The sequence below is a fragment of the Kocuria palustris genome (assembly GCF_016907795.1).
In the GTDB taxonomy this organism is placed as follows: Bacteria; Actinomycetota; Actinomycetes; order Actinomycetales; family Micrococcaceae; genus Kocuria; species Kocuria palustris.
Map to the genome: position 1 here is coordinate 2,569,448 of NZ_JAFBCR010000001.1, position 22,050 is coordinate 2,591,497.

Genomic DNA, 22,050 nt, shown 5'->3' on the forward strand with positions numbered 1-22,050 from the left:
TATCGCCGCGGCCGCCGTCGGCCGCGCCTGAGGACCGCCCTGCCGGGTCCGGACCCTGAAGGGCGGCTCGTCGTCGAATCCGCCCGTTCCGACTCAGCCCGGGACGCGGCTGGAGGCGCTGCTCCCGGGTGCGGTCATATGCATCCAGAGTCTAGTAGGGCGAGTCGGCCAGGGCCAGCAGGGGCCGCGCCCGTGGCCCGCGCGGCTGAACGGCGGTCCTAGACTTCGGTGCGTGCGATTCCTCAACACCCCTGTCACGGATCTGACCTACGACGACGCCTTCCTGGTCCCGTCGTCCTCCGCGACCTCCTCGCGCTTCGACGTGGACCTGGCGGCGCCCGATCCGACCGGCTCCACGATCCCGCTGGTGGCCGCGAACATGACCGCGGTGACCGGCAAGCGGATGGTCGAGTCCATGGCCCGGCGCGGCGGCCTGGCAGTGCTGCCGCAGGACCTCCCGATGGAGGTCGTGGCCCGGGAGACCGACTGGGTCAAGGCGCGTCCCCTGCGCTTCCTCTCGGCGCGCACCTTCCGCGCTGAGGACACCGTCCACGACGCCCGGACGCGACTGGGCGAGTACGCCCACGGCAGCGTGCTGGTCGTCGACGACGACGGTCGACTGCTCGGGCTCGTCCAGGAGCCGGACTGCCAGGAGGCGGACAGCGGCGCCTCGCTGCGCTCGGTCATGCGCACGGACCTGCCGGCGATCCCGGAGCAGGACCTGGCCGTCGAGGGCATCGGTGCGGCCCCGTCGTCGCTGGTGCCGACCATGGCAGCCGTCAGCCAGCGCCTGGCGCAGTCCGGCACCGAGGTGGCCCCGGTGGTCTCCGCCGAGGGCATCGCGCTCGGCGTGATCACCTCCCAGGCGGCTGTGCGCGCCACGATCTACGCGCCGAGCACGGATGCCGACGGACGGCTGAGGGTCGCCGCGGCCATCGGCATCAACGGCGATGTGGAGGGTCGGGCCCGAGCGCTCGTCGAGGCCGGCGTCGACGTGCTGGTGGTCGACACCGCTCACGGGCACCAGCGGAAGATGCTGCAGGCGCTGGAGACCGTGCGGACGGTGGCCGCCTCCCGCCCGATCGTGGCGGGCAACGTGGTCACGGCGGGCGGCGTGCGCGACCTGCTGGGGGCCGGGGCGGACATCGTGAAGGTCGGTGTGGGCCCGGGGGCCATGTGCACGACCCGCATGATGACCGCCGTGGGGCGTCCCCAGCTGTCGGCCGTGCTCGAGTGCGCCGAGGCCGCCGCCGAGCTGGGCGGGTCCGTGTGGGCGGACGGCGGCGTGAAGCATCCCCGGGATGCCGCCCTGGCGCTGGCCGCGGGCGCCAGCCAGGTCATGGTGGGCTCCTGGTTCGCCGGAACCCACGAGAGCCCCGGGGAGCTGCGGCGAGCCGCCGACGGCCGCCTCTACAAGGAGAGCTTCGGCATGGCCTCCACGCGCGCCGTGCTGGCTCGGACCGAGGGGCTGGAGGCCTTCGAGCGCTCGCGCCGGGCCATGTTCGAGGAGGGCATCTCGAGCTCCAGGATGTACCTGGACCCGCGTCGCCCGGGGGTGGAGGACCTGATCGATCACCTCACCGCCGGGGTGCGCAGCTCCATGACCTACGCCGGAGCCTCGGATCTGCCGGAGTTCGCAGATCGCGCTGTGCTCGGCATCCAGAGCCGCTCGGGATATGAGGAGGGCCGCGCGCGCTCCGAGAGCTGGAGCTGAGTGCGCGAGCGGTCGAATCGCGCTCGGGCTGGGTCCGGGCGGCAGCATCTGCTACTGTCGGCGCCTAGATGAAAACGATTATCAATAAGAGCCGGCCCGGCGGGGCGGCCGACGAGCTTCCCGCCGCGGCCCGCGCAGGGCGGCCCGCGGGGCGGCCTCGCCGCGGAAGCCGCTGCTCAGCGACCGGCCTCCTGGCTCTGGCCGCCGTCGGGGCCCTGGCGATGACCGGGTGCACCTCCGGCCATCAGGCTCGGGCAGCGGCGGACGACGAGACGCTGCGCGTCGTCGCCTCGACCTCCGTCTATGCCGACATGGCCCGGGAGATCGGCGGGGATGACGTCGAGGTCACGGCCATCATCGACTCCCCGGCCCAGGACCCCCACTCCTACGAGGCCACGCCGCTGGATGCCCTCACCGTGCGCGACGCCGACCTGGTGATCGTCAACGGCGGAGGCTACGACAGCTTCATGGACGGCCTGCTCGAGGGCTCCGAGGCCCGGGTGATCGACGCCGTCGAGGTCTCCGGCCTGGAGGCGTCGGAGGAGGCTGACGACGAGCACGACCACGACGGCCACGACCACGAGGAGCACAGCGAGGACGAGAGCGCGCATGAGGCGCACTCCCACGACGGCCACGATCACGCCGCCTTCAACGAGCACGTCTGGTACGACCTGCCGTCCATGGAGCGCCTCAGCGGGGCCCTCGCCGACGGCATCGGCGAGCTGGCGCCGGAGGAGGCCCCCGAGGTGACCGAGCGCGGGCAGCAGTACGCGCACAGCCTCCACGAGCTGGGCGTGCGCGCCGAGGACCTGCACCTCGAGGGCTCCTTCCTGGCCACCGAGCCCGTCGCCGATCACCTGCTCGAGCGCGCCGGTCTCCACGACGCCACTCCCGAGCAGCTCACGGCCGCGGTAGAGAACGGGCTGGACATCCCGCCGCTGCTGTACCTGGAGGCCGAGGAGGCCCTGGAATCCGGGGAGGCGGACGTGCTCGCCTACAACGAGCACACCGCCAGCGGGCAGACCCAGCGGCTGCAGGACACCGCTGAGGAGACCGGGGCGGACGTCGTGTCCTTCACCGAGACCGTCCCGGAAGGCGTCACCTATCTGGAGTGGATGAGCGCGAACGTCGACCAGCTGGAGGAGATCCGATGAGCGCCGGCAGCACCGAGGCGGCACCCGTGGTGGAGTTCCGCCGGGCGAGCCTGTCCATGGGGCGGCGCACCCTGTGGTCCGGGCTGGACCTGCAGATCTCGCCGGGGGAGTACATCGCCGTGCTCGGCGGCAACGGCACGGGCAAGACCTCGCTGCTGCGGGTCCTGCTCGGCCTGCAGCCGCTGAGCGGCGGAGAGGTCCGGGTGCAGGGCCAGGCCCCGCGCCGCGGCTCCACCGGCATCGGCTATGTGCCCCAGCAGAGGGCCTTCGCCCGCGAGGTGCCCATGCGCGGCCGCGACCTGGTGGGCATGGGCCTGGACGGGCACCGCTGGGGGCCGCGCCTGCGCGGCCGCGCGTCCGCCCGGCGCCGGATCGACGAGGCCCTGCAGCGCGTGGGCGCCCTGGACTTCGCGGATGCCCCGGTCGGGCTGCTCTCCGGAGGCGAGCAGCAGCGCCTGCGCATCGCCCAGGCCATGATCACCGACCCGGACCTGCTGCTGTTCGACGAGGCCCTGCTGTCGCTGGACCTGAGCAGGCAGCGCGACGTCGCTGGACTGGTGGCGCAGCAGAGCCGGCGCACCGGGGCGGCCGTCGTGTTCGTCACCCATGACGTGAACCCGATCATCGACGACGTCGACCGCGTGCTGTACCTGGCGAACGGCTCCTTCCGCATCGGCACTCCGGACGAGGTGCTGCGCACCGACGTGCTCTCCGAGCTCTACGGGACCCCGATCGAGGTCGTGCGCGCCGGCGGGCGGATCATCGTGGTCGGCGCCGAGCGCGAGCACGCCCACCATCTCGATTCGGACCCTTCAGCCCACGAGGGCGCTGCGGTCCGACCGCCCCACGACGAAGGGAGCCGTCCGTGGACGACGCCATCTCGCTGAGCACGCTGCTGGAGCAGGTCTTCGTCTTCGAGCGCTACGGCGAGGTCCTGGTCCTGCTGCAGAACTCCCTGTACGCCGGAGCCCTTGTGGGCCTGGTCGGCGGCATCATCGGCACGTTCGTGATGATGCGCGACCTGGCCTTCGCCGTCCACGGCGTCTCGGAGCTGTCCTTCGCCGGCGGGGCGATCGCCCTGCTGGCCGGGACCTCGATCGTGACCGGCTCGCTGCTGGGCTCGGTGATCGCAGCGCTGCTGATCGGTCTGCTGGGTGCCCGATCCCGGGCGGCCAACTCGGTGGTGGGAGTGCTCATGCCGTTCGGGCTGGGCCTGGGCATCCTGGCGCTGTCGCTCTACCAGGGGCGCAGCGCGAACCAGTTCGCGCTGCTGACGGGCCAGATCGTCTCGGTCTCCGAGATCCAGCTGGTCTCGATCGCGATCCTGTCGATCGTGGTCCTGGCGGGGCTGGGGCTGCTGTGGCGGCCGCTGAGCTTCGCCAGCCTGGATCCCGCGGTGGCCCAGGCGCGGGGGCTGCCGATCCGGGGGCTGTCGATCGTGTTCATGCTCCTGCTGGGCGTGGCCGTGGCGCTGTCGGTGCAGATCATCGGCGCCCTGCTGGTGCTGGCCCTGCTGGTGACCCCGGCCGCAGCGGCCATGAGCCTCACGGCCTCCCCAGGACGCGTGGTGGTGCTGTCCGTGGTCTTCGCCGAGGCGGCGATGCTCGGGGGGACGCTTCTGGCGCTGGGCGGATCGCTGCCGATCAGCCCGTACGTCACTACGATCTCGTTCCTGCTGTGGGGCATCGCCCGGCTGCTGGGGCGGCGCCGCCGGGCAAGCGGACGGCTTCCGCGCAGCGGCCGCCCCGCGGGGCAGCCGCAGGCTCAGAGCAGGACGGGCAGCGCCGCGGGTTCGATCGAGATGACGGCAGGGCCGGAGCCCACGGGCTCGCCGTCCGCGTAGATCGGGCCGGTGGCGTCGATCCGCGCGGACAGGGCCGCATCCATGCTGACCTCGGGCAGCTCGGTGTGCGCGGCGCGCATCAGGAGCGGGAACAGGCGAGCGACGCGGGTGCGCGGCATGGCCCGGACCTGGAAGATCTCCAAGACGCCGTCGAAGGCCTCCGCATGCGGGACGATCCGCAGACCGCCTCCGATCGAGGACGTGTTGGCCACGGAGAGCATGAGCAGGCGCCGCGCCGACAGCACGGTCCGCCCTCCCGGCTGCTCGATCTCCAGGGACGTGAACGGAGACGGGTAGCGCAGCACCTCCACCGGAAGAGCGGCCAGATAGCGGGACTCGCCGCGCGGCCAGCGCCAGGAGTTCGCCCGCTGAGCGACCGCGGCGTCGATGCCGCAGCAGGCGGCGGTCGCGTACCAGCGCCGGTTGCCGTCGGCGAGCTCGATGCGCCCCAGATCCATGGACCGCGGGCCCTCGTCGAGACCGCGCAGCACCCGGCCGGCGGCTCGCTCCGGGTCGTTCTGCGGAACGCCCATGTGCCGAGCCAGGTCGTTGCCGGTGCCTGCCGGCACCAGCCCGAACGGGACCGGCTCCAGGCCCCGGTCGCTGCGCTGCCTGAGGACGTTGACCACGGTGTGGACCATGCCGTCCCCGCCCACGGCCACGACGGCGGCCACGGCATCGCCCTCGGCGTCGGCCCGGGACAGCCTGCGCTGCAGGGATGCTCCCCACACCACGCCAGAGCGGTCGGTCGCGTCCTCCGGGGCGGTGCGGACGGTCTCGGTGCGGAAGCCTCCGGTGCGCAGGATGGCCGCCGCGCGCCGGGCCGTGTCCGGGCCGCGGCGCCTCCGCGGATTGACCACCAGGAGGATCAGCGGCGCGGTCCGCGCCGAGGACCGGCTCATGCCGCACCCGGGGCGTCGTCGCCCTCGTCATCGCTCGAGTCCTCGGCCGGGGCCTGAGCGGAGCATCGGGCGCACAGCCCGACGATCTCGACGGTGTGGTCGACCTGCGTGAAGCCGTGATCCTGCGCGGTCTGCGAGGTCCAGCGCTCGATCTCCGGCGCCTGCAGCTCCACGGTCGCTCCGCACCGGCGGCAGACCAGATGGTGGTGATGCTGCTCGGCGGCGCACTGGCGGTAGATGGACTCGCCGTCCTGGCTGCGCAGGACGTCGACCTCCCCGGCCTCGGCCATGGACTGCAGGATCCGGTAGGTCGTGGGCAGGGAGACGGACTCGCCGCTCTCGCGCAGAGCTGCGTGCAGGTCCTGGGTGGAGATGAAGTCGGACTGCGCGCTCATGGCGGCCTGGACCGCGCGGCGCTGGCGGGTCACGCGCACGGCGGCGTGCGGCTGCTGAGCTGACGGCGTGGACAACGAAGGACCTCCTGAACACGATCGCACCCGTGCCTGGGGGACGGCGGCCGGGGGATCCTCCATGCTACTCGGGCGCGGCCCCGGGCCCGGTGCGGTGGACGCGGGGGACGGGGCCCTCGCGAGGTCGCAGCGGATCAGTAGGCTGGGAGCACAGCACCGGCCGCGCCGCGCAGCTAGCGGCGGAACCGCACGGTGCAGGCATCGCTGAGGAGTCCCACGTGAAGCTGACCAAGTACACCCATTCCTGCGTCCGCCTGGAGATCGACGGCACCGTGCTGGTGCTGGATCCTGGCAGCTTCTCCGAGGTCGAGCAGGCCATGGACGGGGCCGATCATCTGCTGATCACTCACACGCATCCCGATCACCTGGATCCCGAGCGCGTTCCGGCGCAGCTGCGGCAGATGCGCGATCTGCAGGTCTGGGCCCCGGGCTCGGTGGCCGCCGATCTGCGCGAGCAGCTCGGCGCGGACGCGACCGACTCGAAGGGAGGCGAGCGCATCCACGACGTCGACGCCGAGACCGAGCTCGATCTGTCGGGCGTGCGGGTGCGCACCTTCGGCGGGCAGCACGCGATGATCCACCCGCTGATCCGCACGGTCGACAACGTCGGCTACCTCATCGAGGAGCGCGTCTACCATCCCGGGGACTCGCTGATCGTCCCGGACGGCATCACCCCGTCCACCGTGCTGGTCCCGCTGCACGCGCCGTGGTCCAAGATGGCGGAGGTCATCGACTTCCTCATCGCGGTCCGGGCCGAGAAGGCCTACCCCATCCACGACGCCCTGCTCTCGGACAACGGCTTCGGCATCGTGGAGAAGCAGGTCACGGCCTTCGCCGCCAAGTACGGCACCGACTACGAGCACCTGGACCCCAGCACGACCGTCGAGGCCTGAGCGCACCGCTCGCACAGCACACCCGGAGACACCCGCACACCCAGGAGGACGCAGTGACGACCATCTTCACCCGCATCATCGACGGCGAGATCCCCGGCCGATTCGTCTGGACGGACGACGAGTGCGTCGCCTTCCTCTCGGCGGATCCCCTGTCCACCGGGCACACCCTGGTGGTGCCCCGCCAGGAGATCGACCACTGGCTGGATCTCGACCCGGCGCTGGCCGGACACCTCATGCGCGTCAGCCAGGTCATCGGCCGAGCCCAGCGAGAGATCTTCGAGCCCCAGCGCGTGGGCCAGATGATCCAGGGCTTCGAGGTGCCGCATGTCCACATCCACGTGTGGCCCGTGTCCTCGACCGCGGACTTCGACTTCGCCAATGCGGATCACGATCCGGATCCGGCCGTGATGGACGACGCCGCTCAGCGCATCCGCGAGGGACTGCGCTCGGCCGGCCACGAGGTCCAGGTGCCTCAGGACTGAACCGGATGGGGCCCGCAGGTCCCCGGCCGCCACGGCGCCTTGTCAGCAGGCCCCGACGATTCCCGGATCGTCGGGGCCTGCTGACATCCAGCGGCAGAGGCGGCGGGGCACGGCGCGGGTCGGGCCCGGAGCGTCGTCTCCCGGTGCCTTCCCGGATCAGCGAGCAGCGGCGTCTCGCAGCGCCTTGCGCACGCGCTTGGCCGAGACGGTGTGGGCGGTGCCGAGCTCCTGGGCGAACAGCGAGACGCGCAGCTCCTCGAGCTCCCACTCGATCACTGCCAGCGCCTCGGGCACCGGCAGGCCCTTCGGCACGGCGGCCACGGCCTTGTCGAACTCGTCCTCGAGGGACTGGATCTCGCTCATGTTCACGCCGTCGCGCTGGATGTTGGCGGTGCCCACGAGCTTGTCGATGCGCAGCTCCATGGCCTTGAGGTAGCGCGGCAGGTGCTGCAGGTGCGCCCACCCGATACGGGTCACGAAGCCCGGCTTGACCAGGCGGTCGAGCTGCTCTCGGATGTCGGCGAACGCGCTGACGGCTGCCATGGACGACGGTCGCTTGATCCGCTTGCGCACGGAGTTGGCCAGCGTGAGGACCTCGGCCACCAGCGCGGTGACCTGGAAGACGGTCTCGATCTGCTCGGCGCGGACGTCGTCGAAGAGCCGGTCGAACTCCTGGCGGGTCCACGGCGGCTCGGCAGGCACGAGCTTGTCCACGGCGGCGCGGGTGCAGTCCTGGATGAGGGCGTCGACCGACCCGTGGGGATTCTGGGTGAAGACGATCTTCTCCCGGTTGTCCAGATGGTCCGAGATGAACCGCTGGGTGTTCGGCAGGCGGCGCTGCAGCAGCGAGATGGTGCCCGAGCGCTGGGCCGCCCGCTGGTCCTGCTCGGAGGAGAAGATGCGGACGTCGGCGGTGGGCTCGGAGGCCTGGGCGCCGGGGGAGGCCACGAGCGCCGGCCAGCCGGTGATGCGCTGACCGGAGACCACGGTGTCGACCTTGCGCGGCAGGTCCCGCTCGGGCCACTCGGTGAGCCCGTCGCGCTCCAGCGCAGGTCCGGCCGTTTCCTTGCCGCCACCGGAGGCAGGGCCCTTCTTCTTCCGCCCGCTCTTCCCCTGCGAGCCGGAGCCGCCTCCCGGGCCGGGGACGGCACCGGGGCCGGGCACCGGCAGCGCCGAGGCCGAGGTGCCCAGCGATTCGGCCAGCGCGGCGCGGACCTGATCCCGCAGCGCGACCTGCAGGTGCTCGAGGTCCTCGCCCTCGCCGAGGACCCGGTTGCGGGAGTCGCGGACCTGGAAGTGCATGCGCAGGTGCTCGGGCACAGCGGACCAGTCCCACGACCCCGGTGGGATGACGACGCCCTTGAGCTGGCGCAGAGCGCGCTCCAGAGACTGCTCCAGGGCGTCCTGCTCCGGATCGGCTTGAGCGTCGAGCAGCTCGACGGCCCGACGGGCCACATCCGGGGCCGGGACCACGCTCTTGCGCACCTGCTTGGGCAGCGAGCGGATCAGGGCGGTCACCAGCTCCGTGCGCAGACCCGGGATCAGCCAGCGGAAGGGCCCCGGGCGCAGCTGGTGCAGGAAGAGGATCGGCACGCGCACTGTGACGCCGTCGGCCTGGCGCCCGCGCCCGGACCCCTTCCGCTCGGAGGGTCCGGTGCCGGAGCCGGGGGCGAACGTGTAGTCCAGATCCAGGCTCAGCTCACCGCCGTCGGTGCGGGCGATCCAGCGGCGCGGGAAGGCGGAGTCGTCCCAGGTCTCGGCCTGGTCGTCGATCAGCTGCTCGGGGTCGAAGTCGAGCAGGTGCTCGTCCTGGCGCGAGGCCTTCTTCCACCACGTGTCGAAGTGGGTCTGGGAGACGACCTCGGCGGGGACCCGGGCATCGAAGAACTCGTAGAGCGCCTGGTCGTCGACCCGCAGGTCCTTGCGGCGCAGCCGTGACTCGAGCTGCTCGACCTCGGCGAGCTTCCTGCGGTTTCGCTGCACGAAGCGGTGGCGGGTCTGCCAGTCGCCCTCCACGAGGGCCTTCTGCAGGAAGATCTCGCGGGAGGCGACCGGGTCGATCCTCCAGTAGCCCACGGGCCGATCCGCCGCCAGCGGGACGCCGTAGAGGGTGGCCCGCTCCTTGGCCATCACCGCGCCCTGGCTGCGGGACCAGTGCGGCTCGGCGTAGGTGCGCTTGACCAGATCGCCGGCGACCTCCTCGATCCACTGCGGTTCGACCGCGGCGTTCACGCGCGCCCACAGGCGGGAGGTCTCCACGAGCTCGGCAGAGACCACGAAGTCCGGCTTCTTCTTGAACAGCGCCGAGCCCGGGAAGATCGCGAAGCGCGTGCCGCGGGCGCCCTGGTAGTCGCGGGTGCGCTCATCGCGCAGGCCGATATGGCTGAGCAGCCCGGCCAGCAGAGACTTGTGGACGTCATCGGCCTTGGCGGCCGGATCGATCTCCCGGTCGCGGCCGACCTCGATGCCTACCGAGCGGCCCATCTGCCGCAGCTGCGTGTAAAGGTCCTGCCACTCGCGGATGCGCAGGAAATTCAGGAACTCGCGCTGCACGGTCTTGCGGAACTGCGAGCTGGACAGCTGCTCCTGCTGCTGCTGGAGGTGCTGCCACAGCAGCAGGAAGCCCAGGAAGTCGGAGCTCGTGTCCTTGAAGCGGGCATGCAGCTCATCGGCCTGAGCCCGCTTCTCCAGCGGGCGCTCGCGGGGGTCCTGGATGGTCAGCGCGGCGGCCAGGATCATGACCTCGCGGGCGCAGCCGCGGCGCTGGCCCTCCACGATCATGCGGCCCAGCCGGGGATCCACGGGCAGCGCGGCCAGAGTGCGACCGGTGCGGGTCAGCGGAGAGCGCTCGTCGTCCCTGTCGCCGCGACCGCGCCCGCGGCGTCCGCGCGAGCCGCGCCCGGAGCGCTCGCCGTCCTGCTCTGCCCGACGGCCGCGGGAGGACTCGGCGGGACGCAGGGCGCCGAGCTCGCGCAGCAGCATCACGCCGTCCTTCACGGCGCGGGACTCGGGCGGCTCCACGAACGGGAACCGGCCGATGTCCTCGGGGGAGTGGACCACCCCGGCAGAGGTCATCTGCAGGATGACAGAGGCCAGGTTGGTGCGCAGGATCTCCGGATCCGTGAACTCGGGACGGGACTCGAAGTCCTCCTGTGAGTACAGCCGGATGCAGATGCCGTCGGAGACGCGGCCGCAGCGGCCTGCGCGCTGATTCGCCGAGGCCTGCGAGATCCGCTCGATCGGCAGGCGCTGGACCTTGGTGCGGGTGGAGTACCGGGAGATGCGCGCCGTGCCGGTGTCGATCACGTATTTGATGCCGGGCACGGTCAGCGAGGTCTCGGCCACGTTGGTGGCCAGCACGATGCGCCGCGAGGAGCCGCGGGAGAACACGCGGTGCTGCTCGGCCATGGACAGCCGGCCGAACAGCGGAAGGACCTCGGTGCCGCGCAGCCGCGGACGATCCGCCACCAGGGACTCGAGCGCGTCCTGGGCATCGCGGATCTCGCGCTCGCCGGAGAAGAAGATCAGGATGTCGCCGCGGTCCTCGTGGGACAGCTCCTCGACGGCCTGGCACACGGCCTCGAGCGGATCGCGGTCCTCCTCCTCCAGGCCGTCGTCGGTGTCCTCGTCGACATCCTGCTGGCCCTCCAGCGGCCGGTAGCGGATCTCGACGGGATACGTGCGCCCGGAGACCTCGATGATCGGCGCGGGCTCGGGCTGCGCATCCTGCGGTGCATCGGCCGGCAGGGGCTCGTGGAAGTGCTCGGCGAAGCGCTCCGGGTCGATCGTGGCCGAGGTGATGATCAGCTTCAGATCCGGGCGCTGGGGCAGGAGCGTCTTGAGGTAGCCGAGCAGGAAGTCGATGTTCAGCGACCGCTCGTGGGCCTCGTCCACGATGATCGCGGAGTAGCGCGAGAGCAGGCGATCGTGCTGGATCTCGGCCAGCAGGATGCCGTCGGTCATCAGCTTGATCCGCGAGTCCCGGCCCACCTCCGAGGTGAAGCGGACCTGGTAGCCGACCGTCTGGCCGATCTTCTCGCCCATCTCCTCGGCGATGCGCTCGGCCACGGACCGGGCGGCGATGCGCCGGGGCTGGGTGTGCCCGATCATGCCGGAGTCCCCGAGACCCAGCTCGAGGCACATCTTGGGGATCTGGGTGGTCTTGCCGGAGCCGGTCTCGCCGGCGATCACGACGACCTGATGGTCGCGGATCGCGTCCTGGATGTCCTGGCGCCGGCCCGAGACCGGCAGCTGCTCGGGGTAGACGATCCGAGGTCCGGTGCCCTCGTGCGCGGTGGTGGTCATATCCCGGCCATTCTACGGGGCGGGGACGACGGCCCCGCGGCCGCCGTCCCCCTGGCGGCGCCCTCGTGGGGCAGCGCGGCGCCTCAGAGCAGCTCGAGCGCGCTGCGAGCGGCGCGGTCGGTGGCCCCCAGGTAGGACCCGCCGCGCGGAGGGTCGAAGAGCACCGCGTGGGCGATCAGCACGAAGAGCTGATGCAGCCCCGTGCGCTCGTGCCACCCGTCGCGCAGCGGATGCGCCTCCTGATAGCCCTCCAGGATCTCCTCCAGGTGCGGGGCGCCGAAGATCGAGAGGAAGGCCAGGTCCTGCTCCCGGTGGTCGCCATGGGCGGCGGGGTCGATCAGCACCGCGCCCTGGTCGTCCCACATCAGATTGCCCGCCCACAGGTCGCCGTGGATGCGTGCGGGACGGTCGCCGTCGTCGAACCTCCCCGCTTCGATGGCCTCGGTCGCCCGCTCGATGTCCTCGAGCTCCGAGTCCGTGACGCCGCGGGAGCGCAGCCGCTCGAGCATGGGGCGCAGCCGCTGACCGCCGTAGAAGGCGCCCCAGGAATCCGTCGGCTCGAGCGAGACCTCGATCGGCTGCTCGAGCGGGCCGAACCAGCCGCTGCGCCAGCCCTCTTCCGGGGCGGGACGCGTCCACTGCGAGCTGGCCGCAGGCACCGGCGGTGCCGCGCCGAAGGCCTCCGCGCCCAGGTCATGCGTCTGCGCCAGGGCCCGGCCGAAGCTCCGCGCCGCCTCAGGGGTGGGCTGCTCGGAGCCGATGCGGCCCAGCTCCAGGAAGTCCGCGCCGACGTTGTGGACGGGAGCGCAGCGCACCGGACCCTCATCGAGCCACAGCAGTCCGGCTGCCTCCAGGGCGAAGACGCCGGGGGAAGAGCCGTCGGAGGACTTGCGGTGGATCTGGTGCTCAGCAGGCTTGCGATCACGTGTCATGCCACGAGTCTGACGCCATTAGGGTGGATCCGCACGCCCGGGCGAAACATTCGCCCAACCGACCGCCGAGCCCCTGGCCGAGGAGGCCGCAGAGATGACCAGCCTGTCCCCGCAGCAGCGGGCCCGACGACGCCGGATCGCCGGCCTGCTGGCCCTCGTGGGCATCGTCCTGCTGCTGGTCTCCACCTATGCCGTGCCCATGGGCATCATCTACTGGGCCCGGGCCACCTCGGAGGAGGCCCCGGTCCCGCTCACCGACGGTGCGCTGCTCACGATCATCGCCGGACCTGTCTCCCTTGTGCTCGGGGGCATCCTGAGCATCGCGGCCTTCCAGATCACTCGCGCCCACCGCGAGCCGCGCACCGAGGAGGACCGCGAGCTCGATGAGCAGTGGGGCGACGACGCCATGATCGACTTCGATCCGACCGAGTTCAACAGCGGCCATCGCTCGGCTCGCCAGCGGGAGCGCGATCGCTGGAGCTGATCCGGATCGGCTGAGGCATCAAGAAGGCGCCGATGGGGCGCAGCACCGGGGAATCCTCCCCGTGCTGCGCCCCTTCAGCGCTCACAGCCGCCTCGGCGGTTCAGCTCTCAGGACCGGCGGCGCCGCAGCGCGGTCGCTCCCACCAGGCCAGCTCCGGCCATCAGCAGGACGCCGCCGGCGATCACCACCGATCCGTTCGAGACACCGGTGTGCGGCAGCTGCTCGCCCCGCCACTGCTCAGCGGGGGACTGCTCGGCCTCCTGCGCAGGAGCGGCCTGCTCCGGTGCGGCCTGCTCCGGTGCGGCCGGGGTCGGCTCTGGCGCGGGGCCGGCGTCTGGGCCCGCGCCGTCTGAGCCGTCGCCCGGGACCGCGGCGCTCGGGCTCGACGTGGCCGTCGGCTGCGGGACGACAGGCTCCTCCGACGGCTGCTGCGTGGGTGCCTGAGTCGGGGCCGGTGCGGGCTCCTCCGTCGGCTCTTCGGTGGGGTCGGTCGTGGGATCCTCGGTCGGCTCCTCTGTGGGATCAGCAGTCGGGGTCTCGGTGGGGGGCGGCGTCGGCTCACCGGCCGCAGTCGTCAGGGTCTGATCTATCGCGGTGATCGGCTGGCCGTCCGGTCCGGAGGCGGTCGCGGTGAGCTCGGTGCCGGCAGGGACGGAGCCGCCGGGCCATGTCAGCTCCACAGTGTTCGTGCCGTCGGCATCCGTGCGGAAGGTCGCGGTCGTGACCTGTCCGTCAGGGCCCGTGACGACCACCGCGTACTCGGTGTCCGGGGCCAGATGCGCGTACCGGATCGTCCAGGGGTTGCCCTGGCTGCCCTGGTCATCGCCGGTCGAGGTCGGCTCGGAGATCGGGTCCGGTACGGGCTCGGTCGTCGGCTCCTCGGCCGTGTGAATCGGCCCGGGTTCTCTGCCGCTACTTTGTGGGTGCGGGCTCTCGGGTGAGGGCCTCGTTGTGCAGCGTCTCGAACTCTACCGGGGTGAGCATCCCCAGCGAGCCGTGGAGGCGCCGGTTTTTGTACCAGTCGACCCAGCCGGCAGTCGCGAACTTGACGTCCGCGAAGCTCCGGTAAGGCCCTGTGTGGAAGACGGTGGTGCGGATGCACCCGGTCTTGAACAGGCCGTTGCAGCTCTCCGTGAGGGCATTGTCGAGCGCGTCGCCGACGGTGCCGATCGAGGCAGCGATGCCCTCGAGGGTGAGATGCTCGGTCAGGCGGGTCGCGGTGTAGTGGGACCCGGCGTCGCTGTGGTGGATCAAATTCCCTGGTGAAACTGGGTTTCCTTCCCGTGCGCATTGCCAGAGCGCGATCCGCAGTGGCGTCATGACGAGATCGGTGCGCATGCTCGAGGACGCGTGCCAGCCCACGATCCGCTGAGCGAAGACGTCCACGACGAACGCGACGTAGACGAACCCCGCCCAGGTGCGGACGTAGGTGAAGTCGGTGGCCCAGACCCGGTTCGGAGCGGGGGCGGTGAAGTCACGATTCAGCAGGTCACCGGCACGTTTCCCGTCCGGGCCAGGGATCGTGGTGCGGATCTTCTTCGCCCGCCGGGTGCCCTCGAGGCCGAGGGTCCGCATCGCCCGGTCCACCGCCGCGCGGGAGGTGCCGGCGAGGCCTTCCGGCGGCGGAGCAGCGCGACCCACTTCCTGCGTCCGTAGAGGCCCTCGGGCTCATCGGGGCCTGCCCGGTGGCGGGGTTGAGAGTCCAGGCGAGGTCGGGGATCTTGTCCTCGACCAGGGCGTCAGTGATGGTGCGCTCGGCGATGCGGGCCGGCTGCTTCCAGGACCGGTAGGTGCGTGCAGCGATGCTCAGGCCCTGCTGGCGCAGGACGCTCAGGATCGACTCGGCTGCATAGCCCTCGGCGCGCATCTCGTCGATGAACGCGCAGATCAGCGGTTTCGGGGGTCGAACTCCCCCGCGAAGAAAATTGAGGCCCGGCGGAGGATCTCGTTGTCCTCGCGCAGCCGCTTGTTCTCTGCTTTCAGGCGCTTGACCTCGGCGGACTCTTCGCTCGTGACACCGGGACGGGTTCCGTCATCGACCTCGGCCTGCGAGCCAGCGCCGCACGGACTCGCGCGAGACGCCTTCCTGGCGAGCGACTGCGGTGACTGCGGCGGTCAGGGCGGGTACTCCTTCTGGTGCTCCCTGAGGAGGCGCACGCACCTCGCTCGCAGCTGGGGATCGATCTTCTTCGGCATGCTGTCTATCCTTCCGGACTGAAACAGCAGCGGCATCAAACCCGGGCCGATTCACCCTCGAGCAGGCCTCCCTCCTCGAGCATGTGGTCGGCGTACTCGCGCCATGAGCACCACTCGCCCTCGTACACGTCCTCGAACGCCTCGAGCGATGGGAAGTCGCCCTCGCCCTCGGCGACGTAGCTGCCGGAGCGCACCCAGGTGAAGAGGGCTTCCTGCTGGTGCTCGGGCACCGAGGTGAGGACGCGGCCCCACTGGGCCGCGGTCATGGGGTCCATCTCGCTCGTGACCGGGATGCCCTCGTGGTCCATCACCCAGAGTTCCTGGTGGTCGGTCGCGTGACCGTGCAGCTGGGCCGGCGTGACCTCGTCGCAGTCTTCGGCGTCGTACCACCTACCGACGAGACTGGCTTCTGAGTAGCACGCGAGACAGCCAACCCACGGACGGGGCTCGGTGTGACGGATGATGCGGGCACTGTTCGTCAAGAGGTCCTCCTCGCTCATGAGCAGGTTGATCACCTACTCCTCAGGAGGTCTCCCGGGCCGCCGCGGCGGCCCGGTGCGCACTACGGCAATGCGTTGATCGACTCGACAACCCCGACCAGATACTCAATCGATTTATGGAGATCCTCATCTGAAACCGGCGCATTATTGCGGTTTTCAGGATGGTGAATGCTGTTGCGAACATACATCGGCAAAGTAGCATCCAACTTCTCTGGACTCGGCGTTCGGATCCATACCCTGTCGACAGGTATGCCGTTCTTCTTGAAGAACTCGTCGATTTCCTTATTGCTAGCGGCCCTACCATTAGACTTGAGAGCTTCAAGGTGTCGCTGAACCCAGCCGAAGAGCTCATTATGAAACTCCACACTATACACACCGAAGGCGCGATAGTTGATCTCGCCCCAGGTTGGCTCACCTTCGTCGAAAAGTCCGAACGTGGTCGACGAGTCAATGCGGCGACTACCGCCTTTTCCAGTCAGAACCGTAAGCAAATGAACGTCGGAGCTGAATTTTCTAATCAGATACGGAGAGTGCGTGACAATGAACACCTGCTCTTTCTCTCCAATTTTACTTAGAGCATCGCCGAGCCTTAGTTGAGCACTGGGGTGGAGCCACGTCTCGGGCTCATCCAGCATCAGGATCAACGGGGTGGCATTCTCCGCACCCCCAAGTGCCGCTGAGCGCGCGTAAAGCTGGATGAGGCCCAGCGCGACGGCCCGCTGCATCCCGGTCCCCTTGCCGCCGATCGGAGTCTCGCCCGCCCCATCGTCGACATGGAGACTCCCCTGCTTCATGAACACGTTCGCATCAGGTAGACCGAAGTCGAAGCGGTAGTTCGCTTCGCCATACTGCTCATCCACAAGATTTTTCAGGTCGCCGGCGAGGCGTGTTGTCTCGGCGGTAAAGGATTCGGCTTCTTCTGGGCCGAAAGCTCTCTTGTGTGCATCCGAGAGATTGCTCCAAAGTTCAGTCTGCACGAACCGCTGGAATGATGAGTCCAGGAGTCGACCGAGAGTCTTGTTGTTTGCAAAGTCGATATGGTCAGCAGGATGAGCGTCAGCCCACACTTCCTCAAAGTCGAAGAGCGCTTTAACCCTCGCGTCTATGCCGGTTACGTTTTCGAATTGCTCACTCCGCGGATGCCAGAAACAAACACCTTTGACGTCGACGCTACGCCACTTTTTACCCTGCAGAACCTCCCGATCCTCACTTGATCGATCCAGACGAAGAACTTTTTCCCCATCGGCTTCGAAGACAAAATCCCCCAGGACACGGAACTTCTCTCGCTTGACGAGCTCTTCGACACCACCGGCTATATCAACCTCCACGCGCGTTCGTCCAGTTCCGTTCTTGCAATAGAAAGAGTCTGGCGTCCACCTCGTTTGAGAGGGGCCTTGAAAAGCGAACAACAAAGCTTCGAGTAACGTTGATTTGCCGCTGTTATTATCGCCAACGAAGAAGTTAACTCCGGGCTTAAGGGTGAACCTATGTTCACCTTTGAAGCTCTTTACGTTCTCGAGAATCACACGCCGAATGTACATATATTGACACCTTACCTTGTTGTAGATCCTCGCCTTCGAGAATCCTCGTCGGTAGCACGATATCTAAGGAGCCGTCTACTAGGGGTTTGTGCGCAAGTAAGCAGATCCTTCACGAGCCCAGCGGTTCTGTCTACCGAAGCGCACCCCTTGGGCCCCTCAGCCCTCCTCAAGCCGACGCAGGATGTTTGCCAGCAGGATCACGGCATCCGCGGTGATGCCGGTCGTGGTCCGGTTGGCCTTCGGTGAGTGCTTCATCTTGTGGGCGAGGGCCGACGCCTTCTTGGTCAGCCCCCGCAGCTCCTCGTTGGACCCGCCGGGCAGGCGGTGATCGATGTACGCGCCGATGCGAATGTCAGTCTTGTCGACGGGAGGCTCTGAGTGCCCAGGTGGGCAGTGGACTGCAGGCTCGTAGACGTGGGCGCTGAGAGCCTCAAGGACGCCGACGCAACGGTTGCCCACGTCCTTGTAGTCCATGACCGTGGAAGCCGATCGGAAGCGCTGTCGGAGCTGTGCGATGTGGTCGTCTACGTCAGACCAGCCCAGGTCTCTGTGCGGTGAGATCCCCTCGGTTAGCTCGCCGATGAACTGCTGCTCGTCGGCCTCGTCGAGCTGGTTTTGCACGGGACGGAACCACTGCTCCAGGATGTCCCGACGAGCCTGCCAGCTGCCGTATGCACCCTCGGAGAGCCAGTAGCCCTTGAAGGAGGAGAAATCGCGCCACGGAGGCTTGAACTCGATCCCTTGCCTCTGGAGGACGAGACGGAGCGTCCTGAGGGCCGCTCTCGCTTCCTCCTCGGAGATACGTAGGCCAGCCGGCTCGGTGCCGAACGCCTCGAACTCTTCCCTCACGAACCGCGTGAGCGACAGGGCTGTCTCGAGAGGCTTGGGGTCAGGGGCCGTGCCCTGTGCCAGTTGGGTCAGCAGCTCAGCGTTGAGCTCGGTTTCTTGTGAGTCCCAGGGGTTCCCCGTGCCGGGCGACTCCTGGAAGAAGTCGTCGATGCGCATGAGTCCATCCTCGCTTGGACAACCCACAACCGGGCGTCGACGCGTAACGTATTGCGTACCTCAGTGCGTACATGCCCACTCTATGAAGGCGTGAAGAAGGCCCCTGATCAACGTTTCCGTCGATCAGGGGCCTTTCTTGGTGCCCGAGATAGGATTCGAACCTACGACTTCCTGCTCCGGAGGCAGGCGCTCTATCCCCTGAGCTACTCGGGCGGGGGTCGGTGCTCCGGCACGGATGCCGTGATCGACCCGACGACTCTATCACCACGGCCGCCCCGGGTCGCATCGGCGGGCAGCCCGTCGCGGCCCCGTCGGACGATCCGGTCGGCGGAGGCCCGCAGGTACACTGTCCCGGTGACTCCCGAAGAACTCTCCGCAGCCCTGTCCGCCAGCCTCGAGCAGGCCGTCGCCTCGGGGGAGCTCGCTCTCGCAGAGGATGCGCAGCTGCCCGAGCTGAAGGTTGAGCGTCCCAAGAGCCGAGAGCACGGGGACTGGGCCACGAACGTGGCCATGCAGCTGACCAAGAAGGTCGGGATGCCCCCGCGCGAGGTCGCCGCAGTGCTGAAGGCCCGCTTCGAGCAGATCGAGGGCGTGGCCTCCGTCGACATCGCCGGGCCCGGGTTCCTCAACATCGTCCTGGACGCCGCCGCAGCAGGCGAGCTCGCCCGCTCCATCGTGGAGGCGGGCCGGGAGTTCGGCCGTGGCACCGCCATGCAGGGCCGCAGCATCAACCTCGAGTTCGTCTCGGCCAATCCCACCGGCCCCATCCACCTGGGCGGCACCCGCTGGGCCGCCGTCGGCGACTCCCTGGCTCGCGTGTTCCAGGCTCAGGGCGCAGACGTCACCCGCGAGTACTACTTCAACGACCACGGCGCCCAGATCGACCGCTTCGCACGCTCCCTGCTGGCCCGGGCCCAGGGCCAGCCCGCCCCGGAGGACGGCTACGGCGGCGAGTACATCTCGGACATCGCCCAGCGCGTGCTGGAGGCAGAGCCCGGAGCGCTCGAGTCCGAGGACCCGCAGGAGGCCTTCCGCGCTGCCGGCGTCGAGTTCATGTTCGGCGACATCAAGCAGTCGCTGCACGAGTTCGGCGTGGACTTCGACGTCTGGTTCCACGAGGACTCGCTGTTCCGCGACGGCTCCGTGGAGGCCCTGCTCGAACAGCTGAAGGAGCAGGGAGCCCTCTACTTCGCCGACGGCGCGTGGTGGCTGCGCTCCACCGATCACGGCGACGACAAGGACCGCGTGGTCGTGAAGTCGGACGGCAAGGCCGCCTACATCGCCGGCGACATCGCCTACTACAAGGACAAGCGCGACCGCGGAGCGGACCTGTGCCTCTACCTTCTGGGCGCGGATCACCACGGATACGTGGCGCGCCTGAAGGCAGTGGCCGCCTCGCTGGGCGACTCCCCGGATCGGGTCGAGGTCATGATCGGGCAGATGGTCAACCTGGTGCGCAACGGGGCGGCGGTGCGGATGTCCAAGCGCGCCGGAACCGTGGTGACCATGGAGGACCTGGTCGAGGCCGTCGGCGTGGATGCCGCGCGCTACTCGCTGACCCGGTACTCGATCGACTCCAACATCGACATCGACCTGGACCTGCTGACCAAGCGCTCCAACGAGAACCCGGTCTTCTACGTCCAGTACGCCCACGCCCGCACCTGCGCGGTGGGGCGCAATGCCGCCGAGATCGGGGTCCGCCGCACCGCTGAGGACGGCGCGGCCGCCTTCGACGCCTCCCTGCTCTCCCACGAGACCGAGACCGAGCTGCTGGCAGGGCTGGGGCAGTACCCGCGGATCGTCGCCGAGGCCGCGCAGCTGCGCGAGCCGCACCGCGTGGCCCGCCACCTGGAGGCGCTGGCCGGGTCCTACCACCGCTGGTACGGCGCCTGCCGCGTGACCCCGCAGGGCGACGAGCAGATCACCGACACCCACCGCACCCGCCTGTGGCTCAACGACGCCACGCGCCAGGTCCTGGCCAACGGCCTCGAGCTGCTGGGCGTGAGCGCACCGGAGAGGATGTGAGCATGCCCCTGGACAGCGATCCGGCGCAGGAGCCGGCCGAGGACGTCGTGACCACCGGGTTCCGGCTGCAGCCGGTCCCGCTGCTGGAGCCCGCCCGGGGGGAGCAGATCCACACTGGCCCCAGTCCGCTGGCGCCCGAGTGGCTCGAGGTCCCGCAGGACTGGACCAGCCTGGATCCCAAGATCTGGCCGGAGCAGTTCGGCCGCGATGACGAGGGCACGCTCACCGTCTCGGGCATCCCCACCACCGCACTGGCCGAGCACTACGGCACCGCGCTCTACGTGGTCTCCGAGGACGCCTTCCGCCAGCGAGCAGCACAGTTCCGCACGGCCTTCCAGGACGCCTTCGCCGCGATCGGCGCGGAGGCCTCCGTCTACTACGCCGGCAAGGCCTTCCTGACCCCGGAGATCGCACGCTGGGTGCAGGAGGAGGGCCTCAACCTCGACACGGCCTCCGGCGGCGAGATGGCCGCAGGGCTGCGCGGCGGCATGCCGCCCGAGCGCATGGCGCTGCACGGCAACAACAAGTCCGCCGCGGAGATCACCATGGCGCTGGACGCCGGCGTGGGCCGCATCGTCGTGGACTCCCTGCAGGAGATCGAGCTCGTCGGGCGACTGGCCCGCACGCTCGGGGTGAAGGCGCCGGTGATGATCCGGGTGACCCCGGGCATCCATGCCGAGACCCACGAGTTCATCGCGACCGCGCACGAGGACCAGAAGTTCGGGCTCTCCATGGCCGCAGAGGACGGAGAGTCCCCGGCGCTGCACGCCATCAGCGGCTGCGTGGCGCACCCGGACATCGAGCTGATGGGCCTGCACTGCCACATCGGCTCGCAGATCTTCGCCGCCGGCGGCTTCGCCCAGGCCGCCGATCGCGTGCTCGGGCTCATGGGAGAGGTCGAGCGCCGCTTCGGCGTCACGCTGCCGCAGCTGGATCTCGGCGGCGGCTACGGCATCGGCTACACCGCCGCAGATGCTCCCCGCCCGGCCGCGGCCGTCGCCCAGGACATCGCCCGGGCCGTCCAGGAGTCCTGCCGGCGGCTGGGCCTGCAGATCCCGCACCTTTCCGTCGAGCCGGGCCGCTCGATCACCGGTCCCGCCGGGATCAGCCTCTACACCGTGGGGACCTGCAAGTCCGTCACGGTCCGGGACGGACTGCGCCGCCGGTACCTCTCGGTCGACGGCGGCATGTCGGACAATGCCCGCCCCGTGCTCTACGGCGCGGACTACTCGGTGGTCGTGGCCGACCGTGCCGAGGAGCATCGCGGGCAGGCCCCCGCGCTGTCCCGCGTGGTCGGCAAGCACTGCGAGTCCGGCGACATCCTGGTGCACAGCGCCTACCTGCCCGAGGGCGTGCGCGCCGGCGACCTGCTGGCCGTTCCCGCCACCGGCGCGTACTGCTGGGCGCTGTCCAGCAACTACAACTGGCTGCCGCGTCCGGGCGTGGTCGCGGTGCGCACTGTCGACGGCATCCCCGAGGCCCGGCTGATCGTGCGCGGCGAGACGGAGGAGGACCTCTTCGTCCGCGACGTCTCCCAGGACCCCGAGGCCTCCCGCCCGCTGCGCCTCGGCGAGCGCTGAAGTCCCGCAGCACCCGACCACCCG

At 69.6% G+C, this 22,050-nt stretch carries 18 protein-coding genes, 1 tRNA gene and 1 pseudogene; 10 read left to right on the plus strand and 10 right to left on the minus strand.

Annotation, left to right across the window (positions count from 1 at the left end; all coding sequences use genetic code 11):
- Positions 1–232 precede the first annotated feature (232 nt).
- The 4 genes from guaB1 to JOE55_RS11485 all read left to right on the plus strand — a co-directional run bounded on the left by guaB1 (position 233) and on the right by JOE55_RS11485 (position 4,711).
- Positions 233–1,714, plus strand: a complete 1,482-nt coding sequence (guaB1, locus tag JOE55_RS11470) for a GMP reductase (protein WP_204782985.1) — start codon at positions 233–235, stop codon at positions 1,712–1,714.
- 221 nt (positions 1,715–1,935) lie between these two features.
- Entirely contained in the window at positions 1,936–2,868 is a 933-nt protein-coding gene (locus JOE55_RS11475; protein ID WP_204782986.1) for a metal ABC transporter solute-binding protein, Zn/Mn family, read from the plus strand.
- Complete coding sequence (locus JOE55_RS11480) at positions 2,865–3,755, plus strand: metal ABC transporter ATP-binding protein (RefSeq protein WP_006215237.1); 891 nt, start codon at positions 2,865–2,867, stop codon at positions 3,753–3,755. Before JOE55_RS11475 ends, JOE55_RS11480 begins: the two co-directional genes overlap by 4 nt.
- Positions 3,746–4,711 carry a metal ABC transporter permease gene (locus JOE55_RS11485; protein WP_024290803.1) on the plus strand — a complete coding sequence of 322 codons (966 nt, stop codon included), beginning with the start codon at positions 3,746–3,748 and terminating at the stop codon, positions 4,709–4,711. Before JOE55_RS11480 ends, JOE55_RS11485 begins: the two co-directional genes overlap by 10 nt.
- Here the strand turns inward: JOE55_RS11485 and JOE55_RS11490 are convergent.
- Both JOE55_RS11490 and JOE55_RS11495 read right to left on the minus strand, forming a co-directional pair.
- Positions 4,633–5,613, minus strand: a complete 981-nt coding sequence (locus tag JOE55_RS11490) for a diacylglycerol/lipid kinase family protein (protein ID WP_040561234.1) — start codon at positions 5,611–5,613, stop codon at positions 4,633–4,635. The two genes, JOE55_RS11485 and JOE55_RS11490, sit on opposite strands and share 79 nt — an antisense overlap.
- On the minus strand, positions 5,610–6,083 hold the full coding sequence (locus JOE55_RS11495; protein ID WP_053447142.1) for a Fur family transcriptional regulator: 474 nt from the start codon (positions 6,081–6,083) through the stop codon (positions 5,610–5,612). Before JOE55_RS11495 ends, JOE55_RS11490 begins: the two co-directional genes overlap by 4 nt.
- A 218-nt stretch (positions 6,084–6,301) precedes the next feature.
- On the opposite strand from JOE55_RS11495, the gene JOE55_RS11500 reads away from it, so the two are divergent.
- Both JOE55_RS11500 and JOE55_RS11505 read left to right on the plus strand, forming a co-directional pair.
- Positions 6,302–6,976 (plus strand): MBL fold metallo-hydrolase, encoded by a 675-nt coding sequence (locus JOE55_RS11500; protein WP_204782987.1) that lies wholly within the window; start codon positions 6,302–6,304, stop codon positions 6,974–6,976.
- 53 nt (positions 6,977–7,029) lie between these two features.
- Complete coding sequence (locus JOE55_RS11505) at positions 7,030–7,458, plus strand: HIT family protein (protein WP_061712077.1); 429 nt, start codon at positions 7,030–7,032, stop codon at positions 7,456–7,458.
- 156 nt (positions 7,459–7,614) lie between these two features.
- On the opposite strand, the gene hrpA is transcribed toward JOE55_RS11505, so the two are convergent.
- Together hrpA and JOE55_RS11515 are read right to left on the minus strand one after the other, a co-directional pair.
- Positions 7,615–11,763 (minus strand): ATP-dependent RNA helicase HrpA, encoded by a 4,149-nt coding sequence (gene hrpA, locus JOE55_RS11510; protein WP_204782988.1) that lies wholly within the window; start codon positions 11,761–11,763, stop codon positions 7,615–7,617.
- A gap of 83 nt (positions 11,764–11,846) precedes the next feature.
- Positions 11,847–12,695: a fructosamine kinase family protein gene (locus tag JOE55_RS11515; RefSeq protein ID WP_081749284.1), complete on the minus strand. Its 849-nt coding sequence runs from the start codon at positions 12,693–12,695 to the stop codon at positions 11,847–11,849.
- Positions 12,696–12,789: 94 nt separating this feature from the next.
- Between JOE55_RS11515 and JOE55_RS11520 the strand changes: the two genes are divergently transcribed.
- On the plus strand, positions 12,790–13,179 hold the full coding sequence (locus tag JOE55_RS11520) for a hypothetical protein (protein WP_204782989.1): 390 nt from the start codon (positions 12,790–12,792) through the stop codon (positions 13,177–13,179).
- Between the two features lie 107 nt (positions 13,180–13,286).
- Here the strand turns inward: JOE55_RS11520 and JOE55_RS13465 are convergent, their stop codons facing one another.
- Positions 13,287–13,931 carry an LPXTG cell wall anchor domain-containing protein gene (locus JOE55_RS13465; RefSeq protein ID WP_204782990.1) on the minus strand — a complete coding sequence of 215 codons (645 nt, stop codon included), beginning with the start codon at positions 13,929–13,931 and terminating at the stop codon, positions 13,287–13,289.
- On the opposite strand from JOE55_RS13465, the gene JOE55_RS11530 reads away from it, so the two are divergent.
- Entirely contained in the window at positions 13,921–14,070 is a 150-nt protein-coding gene (locus JOE55_RS11530; RefSeq protein ID WP_204782991.1) for a hypothetical protein, read from the plus strand. The genes JOE55_RS13465 and JOE55_RS11530 overlap by 11 nt on opposite strands.
- 21 nt (positions 14,071–14,091) lie before the next feature.
- Here JOE55_RS11530 and JOE55_RS11535 read toward each other — a convergent pair.
- The 5 genes and pseudogenes from JOE55_RS11535 to JOE55_RS11555 form a co-directional block, all read right to left on the minus strand.
- Positions 14,092–15,375, minus strand: a pseudogene (locus JOE55_RS11535) (IS3 family transposase).
- Between the two features lie 35 nt (positions 15,376–15,410).
- On the minus strand, positions 15,411–15,857 hold the full coding sequence (locus tag JOE55_RS11540; protein ID WP_204782992.1) for an antirestriction protein ArdA: 447 nt from the start codon (positions 15,855–15,857) through the stop codon (positions 15,411–15,413).
- An 80-nt stretch (positions 15,858–15,937) separates the two neighbouring features.
- On the minus strand, positions 15,938–17,416 hold the full coding sequence (locus tag JOE55_RS11545; protein WP_239546639.1) for an AAA family ATPase: 1,479 nt from the start codon (positions 17,414–17,416) through the stop codon (positions 15,938–15,940).
- A 156-nt stretch (positions 17,417–17,572) separates the two neighbouring features.
- The gene (locus JOE55_RS11550; RefSeq protein WP_204782994.1) at positions 17,573–18,421 is read right to left on the minus strand and encodes a hypothetical protein; all 849 of its coding nucleotides are present in this window, start codon (positions 18,419–18,421) and stop codon (positions 17,573–17,575) included.
- A gap of 137 nt (positions 18,422–18,558) precedes the next feature.
- Positions 18,559–18,634: transfer RNA gene (locus JOE55_RS11555), tRNA-Arg, on the minus strand.
- 141 nt (positions 18,635–18,775) lie between these two features.
- On the opposite strand from JOE55_RS11555, the gene argS reads away from it, so the two are divergent.
- Both argS and lysA read left to right on the plus strand, forming a co-directional pair.
- Entirely contained in the window at positions 18,776–20,446 is a 1,671-nt protein-coding gene (gene argS / locus JOE55_RS11560; protein WP_058871265.1) for an arginine--tRNA ligase, read from the plus strand.
- 2 nt (positions 20,447–20,448) lie between these two features.
- Positions 20,449–22,026, plus strand: coding sequence for a diaminopimelate decarboxylase (gene lysA / locus JOE55_RS11565; protein WP_239546641.1), 1,578 nt, complete (start codon positions 20,449–20,451; stop codon positions 22,024–22,026).
- Positions 22,027–22,050 lie beyond the last annotated feature (24 nt).